The 8,002-nt window shown below is 56.7% G+C and carries 8 protein-coding genes and 1 pseudogene; all 9 read left to right on the top strand.

Annotated elements, in window-relative coordinates:
- The first annotated feature begins 143 nt into the window (after window positions 1-143).
- The 9 genes and pseudogenes from M3436_01820 to M3436_01780 all read left to right on the top strand — a co-directional run bounded on the left by M3436_01820 (window position 144) and on the right by M3436_01780 (window position 7,995).
- A complete protein-coding gene (locus M3436_01820) occupies window positions 144-833 on the top strand; it encodes a hypothetical protein (GenBank protein MDQ3562912.1) in 690 nt (229 codons plus the stop codon).
- Between the two features lie 128 nt (window positions 834-961).
- Window positions 962-1,363, top strand: a complete 402-nt coding sequence (locus M3436_01815) for a GFA family protein (GenBank protein MDQ3562911.1) — start codon at window positions 962-964, stop codon at window positions 1,361-1,363.
- Between the two features lie 175 nt (window positions 1,364-1,538).
- A pseudogene (locus M3436_01810) lies at window positions 1,539-2,463 on the top strand (alpha/beta hydrolase).
- A 1,267-nt stretch (window positions 2,464-3,730) separates the two neighbouring features.
- A complete protein-coding gene (locus M3436_01805) occupies window positions 3,731-4,201 on the top strand; it encodes a VOC family protein (GenBank protein MDQ3562910.1) in 471 nt (156 codons plus the stop codon).
- Between the two features lie 112 nt (window positions 4,202-4,313).
- Window positions 4,314-5,516, top strand: a complete 1,203-nt coding sequence (locus M3436_01800) for a glycosyl hydrolase (GenBank protein MDQ3562909.1) — start codon at window positions 4,314-4,316, stop codon at window positions 5,514-5,516.
- Window positions 5,516-5,776, top strand: a complete 261-nt coding sequence (locus M3436_01795; protein ID MDQ3562908.1) for a MoaD/ThiS family protein — start codon at window positions 5,516-5,518, stop codon at window positions 5,774-5,776. The genes M3436_01800 and M3436_01795 overlap by 1 nt, the downstream gene beginning before the upstream one ends.
- 101 nt (window positions 5,777-5,877) lie before the next feature.
- Window positions 5,878-6,444: a hypothetical protein gene (locus M3436_01790; GenBank protein ID MDQ3562907.1), complete on the top strand. Its 567-nt coding sequence runs from the start codon at window positions 5,878-5,880 to the stop codon at window positions 6,442-6,444.
- 128 nt (window positions 6,445-6,572) lie between these two features.
- Window positions 6,573-6,956 carry a hypothetical protein gene (locus M3436_01785; GenBank protein MDQ3562906.1) on the top strand — a complete coding sequence of 128 codons (384 nt, stop codon included), beginning with the start codon at window positions 6,573-6,575 and terminating at the stop codon, window positions 6,954-6,956.
- Window positions 6,957-7,170: 214 nt separating this feature from the next.
- A complete protein-coding gene (locus M3436_01780; GenBank protein MDQ3562905.1) occupies window positions 7,171-7,995 on the top strand; it encodes a lysophospholipase in 825 nt (274 codons plus the stop codon).
- The last annotated feature ends 7 nt before the right edge of the window (window positions 7,996-8,002 follow it).

The following is an 8,002-nucleotide window of genomic DNA, read 5'->3' as shown; positions in this document are numbered from 1 at the left end:
GCGCGATCGAGATCCCTTGGTGTTTAGAGCGAGTAGGCTACTATGCATGAGGTGGAATGGCAGGCCTACGCTCTTCGTAGCGACAACAACACCGTCTCATAAACGGGTTTTTCGACAAACTCGTTAGAGCGCGAGGCCTAGCTATGCCGCCCATCGTAGAGGGAACGATGAACGTAGTCGAGAAGCCTGACGTCTTGGTCGCGACAGGGCGCTCACGAACGAACCTATCGGTACTGCATTTTCTGTCAGCCGCTCGATTCTCGCGCCACGTCAAAGGACTTGAAGAGACGCACCGTGGCCAGGAATTCGGAGCTTTCTGGGAGGAGATCCTTGCCTACTCGACCGCCACCCTGCTCACAACCGTGGCGGCCTTGGAAGCCTTTGCAAACGAACTTTTCGTTGACTACCCAACAGTGTTCCCCGAACTACGTCCGGAGGTCATGGCGAAGCTGTGGGAGCTTTACGAACAGAAGCCGCCGCTTGAGAAGTTCGAGATCGCCCTGCTCCTTAAGCAAGGACAGACTTTTGATCGCGGAACTCGGCCTTATCAGGATGTATACGCCCTTGTTCGCCTGCGGAATGGACTTACCCACTTCAAACCAGAGTGGGACAATGAACAAGAGCATGGAAGGATATCGGCTCTCTTGAGCGGGCGTATTTCGGTTAGCCCATTCTTCTCCAGCCCCGAACCGTTGTTTCCGCGAGGTTGGGCGTCGTATAGTTGCACCGATTGGGCCATGGAGTCGGCGCTCAGGTTCTTGCTGGAGTTCGAGCGCCGTGCCAACCTCCATTCTCGGCTTGCACCGTTCGTGGACCGCATCCGGGCGCCGTGATAGATCGCGCTCTAACATGGCAATCAACCTGACCGTCCAACAGCGGCGCTGCGCTTGCTGTTGTACGGCAGGTTATTGCCGGCGTTGGGCCGCAAAAAGCGGAGTCTCTATTTCGCGAGGGTTAAATCATGCTGAGGACATATCACGGTAGCTGTCACTGCGGTGCCGTCACCTTTGAGGCAGACCTTGATCTGACCCAGACCACATATCGCTGCAACTGCTCCATATGCAGACGGAACCGCCAGTGGGCAGCCGTGGCAAAGCCAGAAGGCTTTCGCTTGCTGACGGGGGAAGCAGAACTAACGCAGTATTTATTCAACACCAAGAAAAACCATCACTACTTTTGCAAGCACTGTGGCGTGCGTGGCTTTGGCGTCGGGAACGAAACTCCCATCGGCAAAATGTATGGCATCAACCTCGGATGCCTCAACGATGTTTCAGACGAGGAGCTTTCAAAAGTTCCTATCACCTACGTTGATGGTCGCAACGATAAATGGCAAAGCGCACCTGAGTACTTTATCCACCTGTGAGGCGTGCGTGTCAGTAGTGTTGCGGCCCAACAAGGCGCTCCAGCCGACCGTTCCGCCTCCGCTTCGCTTCGGCTCCACGGCGGCTGAGCTTGGGCGTTGGGCGGCTATCCTTTAGCGAGTGTGACGATAGGAAACCCGCCAGCTAGAGCACTCATTGAAACATCAGAGATTTACCATGCCACAAGGAAAAAGCGAATCCACAGTAAAACCCGAACAGAACCCACCGTCGCAACTGACAGTCAAGCATCGCACGATTGAAATTGACGGCGTGGAAATCTTTTGCCGGGAGGCTGGGTCGCCGCACGCACCCGTTTTGTTGCTACCGCACGGCTACCCGTCTTCGTCGTTTCAGTTTCGCAATTTTATGGCCGCGCTGGCCGACCGTTGGCGCCTGGTCGCGCCCGACTATCCGGGCTTTGGCTACAGCGGCACGCCCGACCGGACGCGCTTCGCCTACACTTTCGACGGCTACGCCGACTTCCTCGAGCGGTTCACGGTGGCGATGAACCTGACGTGCTACGCGCTCTACCTGCACGACTATGGCTCCCAGATCGGGCTCCGCCTGGCCATGAAAGCGCCGGAGCGGGTCACCGCCCTTATCATCCAGAACGGCGATATCTACGAAGATGAACTCGGGCCCAAGTACAAGGCGCTCAAGGATTACTGGGCGAACCCGACGCCGGAAGGGCGCGAAAAACTCGGTGAGGCCGTGAGTGAGGAGGGCTTTCGCAGCGAATTCGTGGGCGAGATCTCCGAACACCTGATCGAGCGGATCAGCCCCGATCTCTGGAAACTGTCGTGGCCGCTGATGCGGCAGCCGCAACGTCGCGAAATTATGATCGGCTTGATGGAGGGCCTGCGGGAGAATCTCGATTGGTTTCCCAGATACCAAGCCTATCTGCGCGAGCACCGGCCGCCGACGCTGATCGTCTGGGGCCCTCAGGACGGGTACATGCCAGAGGGCGCGGCGCGAGCCTATCTCAGAGATCTGCCTCAGGCCGAATTTCACATTTTGCACGGCGGACATTTGATTATTGGAGACGCACGCGACAGAGGTCATCGCGCTTGTTCGACTTCCTGAGTCGCATTGGCACACGTGAAAACGCCTGAGGACAGAAAGTCGCCGCCCAACAACGGGTTGCAGCGGACGGTCCGCTGCGCGGCCCGCCGCTGAACCGGGGCGTTAGATCTTGGAATGCACACGCTCGGAGCGTTCGCAGTCATCTTTGACCGGGAAGGCCAAGTGCTGCTTTGCCATCGCACGGACCAATACCTGTGGAATCTTCCGGGAGGCCGGGTGGAGACCGGAGAATCGCCATGGCAGGCGGTAGTGCGAGAGGTGATAGAGGAAGTTGGGTTACAAATCCAAGTTGAACGTGTGCTCGGTATCTACTCAGTCCCGGAGCGAGGGGACCTCGTCTTTACCTTTCTTTGCGTACCCGTCGGCGGGGTCATTCTCACAAGTGAAGAGGCCGACGAAGTTCGCTGGTTTACTCGGAACACCATTCCGAGTAACACATCTCGGCGTCAGCTGGAGCGAATTGAAGATGCATATGCCAACTCAAATTCCATTTGCCTCACCAATGCCCAACAAGGCGCTCCAGCCGACCGTTCCGCCTCCGCTTCGCTTCGGCTCCACGGCGGCTGAGCTTGGGCGTTTGGGCGTCAAGCAGCCAAATGCTACACTATCTTCCATGTCGAGAGCGGATTGGCTCAAGGAAGAAATCGGTTGGCTCAAGGTTGCCTTCGGAATCGCTGTGGCACTTGACGCTTCGCTCGTCGCGTGGCTGCCCAGAACTATGCAACGGCGAGCCCTATCATAGTGGGAGCGGGCTTGATTGCTGTATTGGTCATCGCCGTCATGATCGTACTTATCAACCGCGGGCGTACAAACGCATTGAGGAACTGGAGAACGTGTAATGGAGTGGATAGTCGTTATCGCACTGGCCGCGCTCGTAGGAGCACTCTGCTTGGTTGTGCGGGAAATGTCTCTGCACGGTCACGAGTAACGCCCAACAAGGCACGCAAGCCGATGCCCGAGAGCGGTGCTTGCTCTTCCTAGCGTCCCGGCCGGGTGCAGCGGGAGCACGAGACCTCGGCGCTCTAGCATCTTCAATAGCGCAACCCGGAGGGTCCGTTGGAGGCGTTGATGCTTATCCCACGCCGACAAAGCCGCCGCGTTGGGGTTAAGCGCTCGTCCGCGATCACGGTTTCATTGACTGAAACAAGCGTATTGCTCACCCCGCAATGGAAGTGTTTCTAATGGTAAACGGCGTAGAAATCGAGGCGCCCGTAGGCCGAGCCCTTAGCCGTATAGTACATATATGAAAGCCTAGCTCTTGTCGGCATTTTGAAAGGAGAAAGCTCATGGCAGTAAAACCAATTCCAGATGGGTATCACAGCGTGACACCGTACCTAAGCATTAAGGGTGCGGCTGAAGCCATTGAATTTTATAAGCGGGCATTTAGCGCGACTGAGTTGTTTCGCCTGGTTGCGCCAAGTGGTGAAATTGGGCACGCCGAAATCAAAATCGGCGATTCATTCATCATGCTAGCCGACCCTTGTGAAACAGGTGCGTTCCGCAGTCCACAGTCACTGGGTGGTTCGTCGGTTGGCCTTCATGTGTACGTGGAGGATGTGGATGCTCAATTTGCCCAGGCCGTTGATGCGGGCGCGAAGATTACCAAGCCTGTGCAAGATCAATTTTACGGTGACCGCACAGGTACGCTGGAAGATCCTTTTGGGCATGTTTGGTTTCTAGCCACCCACAAGGAGGATCTCACACCCGAGGAAATCAACAGGCGTGCCGAGGCACTTTTCAAGCAAGGTGGCGGCTAACATTGAGGTCGCGAGGGACGCGGAGAAGTAGGGTCTAGGGCCGCTGCGAATGACAACCGCACGCAAGCTCTTCTAAGATGCGAGTTAGCAACTCTGACCGGAAGGAGCAGCCATGACCTCGACATCGCGCCGGCCTACCCGCCGTGCGGCTCTGCCGCGGGCGTCACTGCCTCAAGCTGCGCCGGCCACTGGCTCTCTGGCCCTGCTCGTCGGCACGCGCAAGGGCGCGTTCATCCTGCGTAGCAATGCGAAGCGCCGCGAATGGCGCCTCGCCGGTCCGCACTTCCTCGGGAGTACCGTCCATCACATCGTGCTCGACCCGCACGATCGACGCACAATGCTCTGCGCCGCGCGCGCCGGCCATCTTGGTCCCACCGTGTTTCGCTCCGTGGACATGGGACGAACCTGGAAGGAGGCGGCAAAGCCGCCGGCGTTTCCCAAAGCGAAGAAGGGAGAAAAAGGACTGGCGGTGGACCATGTGTTTTGGCTGACGCCGGGACATCCGAGCGAACCGGGTGTGTGGTTTGCCGGAACCTCACCGCAGGGATTGTTCCGCTCGGCGGACGGCGGCGTGAACTGGGAGGGCGTAGCCGGTTTCAACGCGCACCCGCTGCGCGCGGCCTGGTGCGGCGACGAACAGGCCAGCCCGCCCGACGGCGCCACCTTGCATTCCATCAACATCGACCCGCGCGATGCCAAGCATCTCTATATCGGCATGTCCTGCGGCGGCACCTTCGAAAGCTCCGATGGCGGCAGCAACTGGGCGCCGCTGAACAAGGGCAGCACCGCCGATTTTCTGCCCGATCCGAACCCGGAGTACGGTCAGGACGTGCATTGCTTGCGGATGCATCCGCTCGCCCCCGATCGGCTGTATCAACAGAACCACTGCGGCTTTTACCGCATGGATCGCGCCGAGGGCGAGTGGGTCCGCGCCGGCATGAAGATGCCCAAACGCATCGGCGACATCGGCTTCCCGCTCGCGCTGCATCCGCGCAAGCCCGATGCGCTGTGGGTGTTTCCGATGGACGGCTCGACGGTGTGGCCGCGCGTGAGTCCGGACGGAAAGCCGGCGGCGTACATGACGCGCAACGGTGGCAAGACCTGGCAGCGTCAGGCCAGCGGGCTACCCGAGCGGCAGGGTTGGTTCACCGTGAAGCGCCAGGCGATGTGCACCGATCGGCATGAACCGGTGGGCGTATACTTCGGCATCACCGGCGGCGAAATCTGGGGCAGTCTCAATGAGGGCGGCAAGTGGATGTGCCTGGTCCGTCATCTGCCCGAGATCTATTCGCTGGAAGCCGCGGAGCTCGGCTGATGCAAGTCGTCATCCCCCCGCAGTTGCGCAATTACACGCACGCCGAAGCCCACGTCGAGGCGCGCGGCACGACCGTTGCGGAGATCCTCGCCGATCTGGATCGACAGTTCCCAGGGATCCGCTTCCGCATCGTCGATGAGCAGGACCGCATCCGCCCGCACCTGCGCATCTTCGTGAACGAGGAGCAGACACGCATACTCGATGCCCACGTTGCAACCACCGACCGCATTCTCATCTTCGGCGCCCTGAGCGGCGGCTGACGGCGTCGGCTTTCTCATTCTCCTTGGACTGACCGGCAGCGCACTCGCCGCAAGTAATCTTGACCTGGTGAATCTTAGATGAACGGAAGGGGGGCTTGGCAATGATGCGAACTGCAAACAGACCCTGGGTGCTACTCGGTGCGGTCGGTTGTTTGAGCGGCTGTACGACCTTAGTGCCCCATACCTCGATCGAACCGTATATCAAGGATAAGAAAAAAAGAAACGCCATCGAATTGGTTGCCGAGAGCTACTGCAGGGAAAAGCGCCTGGCGCCAGGTAGCTCCCAGTCGGAACAGGTGCCCAATTATATCTTCACCACCGATGGGTGCTCGCGCTGGCCTGACGACTCATGGCTTATTTGCTGTGTCGTCCATGATATTTCCTATTGGTGCGGCGGCAGTGCAGAAGATCGCAAAGAGGCGGATGCACTGCTCATGCAATGCGCCAGCAGTAAAGTCAGATTGATGGGCGACATTCTTTACGCCGCTGTTCGATTGGGGGGCGTGCCTTGGTTGCCTACGCCGTGGCGGTGGGGGTATGGTTGGGATGATTGGCCTCGGGGATATGAACGGATAAACCATTCGCCTTCTGTGAGAAAATTACTGGAGAAGTTAAACATTCGAGGTATCGTAGAGGACCAGTTCAGGCAGAACAAAGCCATTCCTTAGGTCCATGAAAAGGGATGTTTCTGAATGTGGAATCGCCGGAAGCAAGCTATGTAAGCCAAATGTTGTTACGGCGAAGCCATGTACTTTCGAGAGTATTTAGGGCATGTTTCAAATGAAGGAGGATTAAGATGTCTTCCGAAATCAGTGATGCACCTGGGATGCGTATGTATTATGAAGGAAGCCTTTCGTATGGAATCTATGCATTCATATGGTTTGGCCTGATTGCCGTTGCGGTGACTTTGTGGAGGTTGTCCAGGGAAAGCACCAGCCGTTACGAAAAATATATCTTGCTGGTAGCCTGGGGCATTCTGCCTCCGATATGGTTTCTCGTGGAGTATTTTTTTATCTTTATGCCTTACGGCGCCAAGGATTCTTTCCAGTTCTTCGATTACGGCCAAAACGTGGCGGCCAAGGTTTGGGCCGCCGTATTCGCGCTCATCTCCATTTCCCTTTATAAAGACAGGGAGAAGGAAAATGAGGAAAACAAGGCTAAGAAACACGAAGCGGATTGAAGGGATCCGGCTTTCGGTTCGGGGTGATTTCCGGATCTCCAGTAGTGAGGAAATCAAAGTCATCGTGTTATTCCTGTACCCCACGAGGAAGTGACGGCAACGCTGACGTAGTTTTTGGCGCTTGGTAAGTCGTCCTTGCAGTCTCAATGTGGAGGAGCCAACTCTTTCTATTCAGCTTGCATGGGCTTTCTTATGTTCAGGGTGGAGTGCCGCAATGGGCTATTTTCTTGCGAGTGACGACATTTCGCTTTATTTCACGGGCGAACCGGATGTTGCATCGAAAGCCGCGATAGTCTTCCTTCACGGCCTTGGCGAACATATTGGCCGCTATGAGGCGGTCTTCGAAGATTTCTCCGGTCAGGGGTATGGCTGCTTTGGTTTCGATCAGCGTGGGTTCGGACAATCAGGAGGTGAGCGGGGGCATGTTGATTCCTTTTCACGGTATGTAGAGGATTTAACGACATTTATTAACTGGGTTTCCGCTGAAATGCCGGGGAAGCCGATATTGTTGTTCGGGCACAGCATGGGCAGTATTGTGGTTCTCTCCTACGCTCTGCAGCGTTCGCCCGTGATACGAGGACTGCTGGTGTTCTCCTGTCCATTGCTATTGGCGCAGGGGACTGGAAAAGTGTTCGGTTCCCTTGCGGGATCGTTGTCAGCGTTTTTTCCCCGACTGAAGATTCCCAATCTGATTGACGCCGATGAATTGTCGGACGATCCGGAGCTTATTAAGGCATTCAAGCGTGACCGGTATGTGGAGAAAAGCGTGTCACTGAGCTGGCTTCGTGAATTCAAAGGCGCTTGCGACAATCTCTGCCAGAATGCCAGCCAAATTGTTATCCCGGTTCTGATGGCTCACGGTAGTCAGGATCGTATTGCCGATATTGCGGGCGCGAAGTTATTGTTTGAGAAGCTCGGGTCAAAGGACAAAAAGCTGGATATTTATGAAGGATTAAAGCACGAGCTCTTGAACCACCGACCGAGCGGGCGCAAACAGGTGTTGGAGAAGACCTTCAATTGGCTCGGCCAACATTGCTAGGGTGTGA

This window comes from Pseudomonadota bacterium, from assembly GCA_030859565.1.
GTDB lineage: Bacteria > Pseudomonadota > Gammaproteobacteria > JACCXJ01 > JACCXJ01 > USCg-Taylor.
This window is presented reverse-complemented; position numbering and strand designations above follow the sequence as displayed.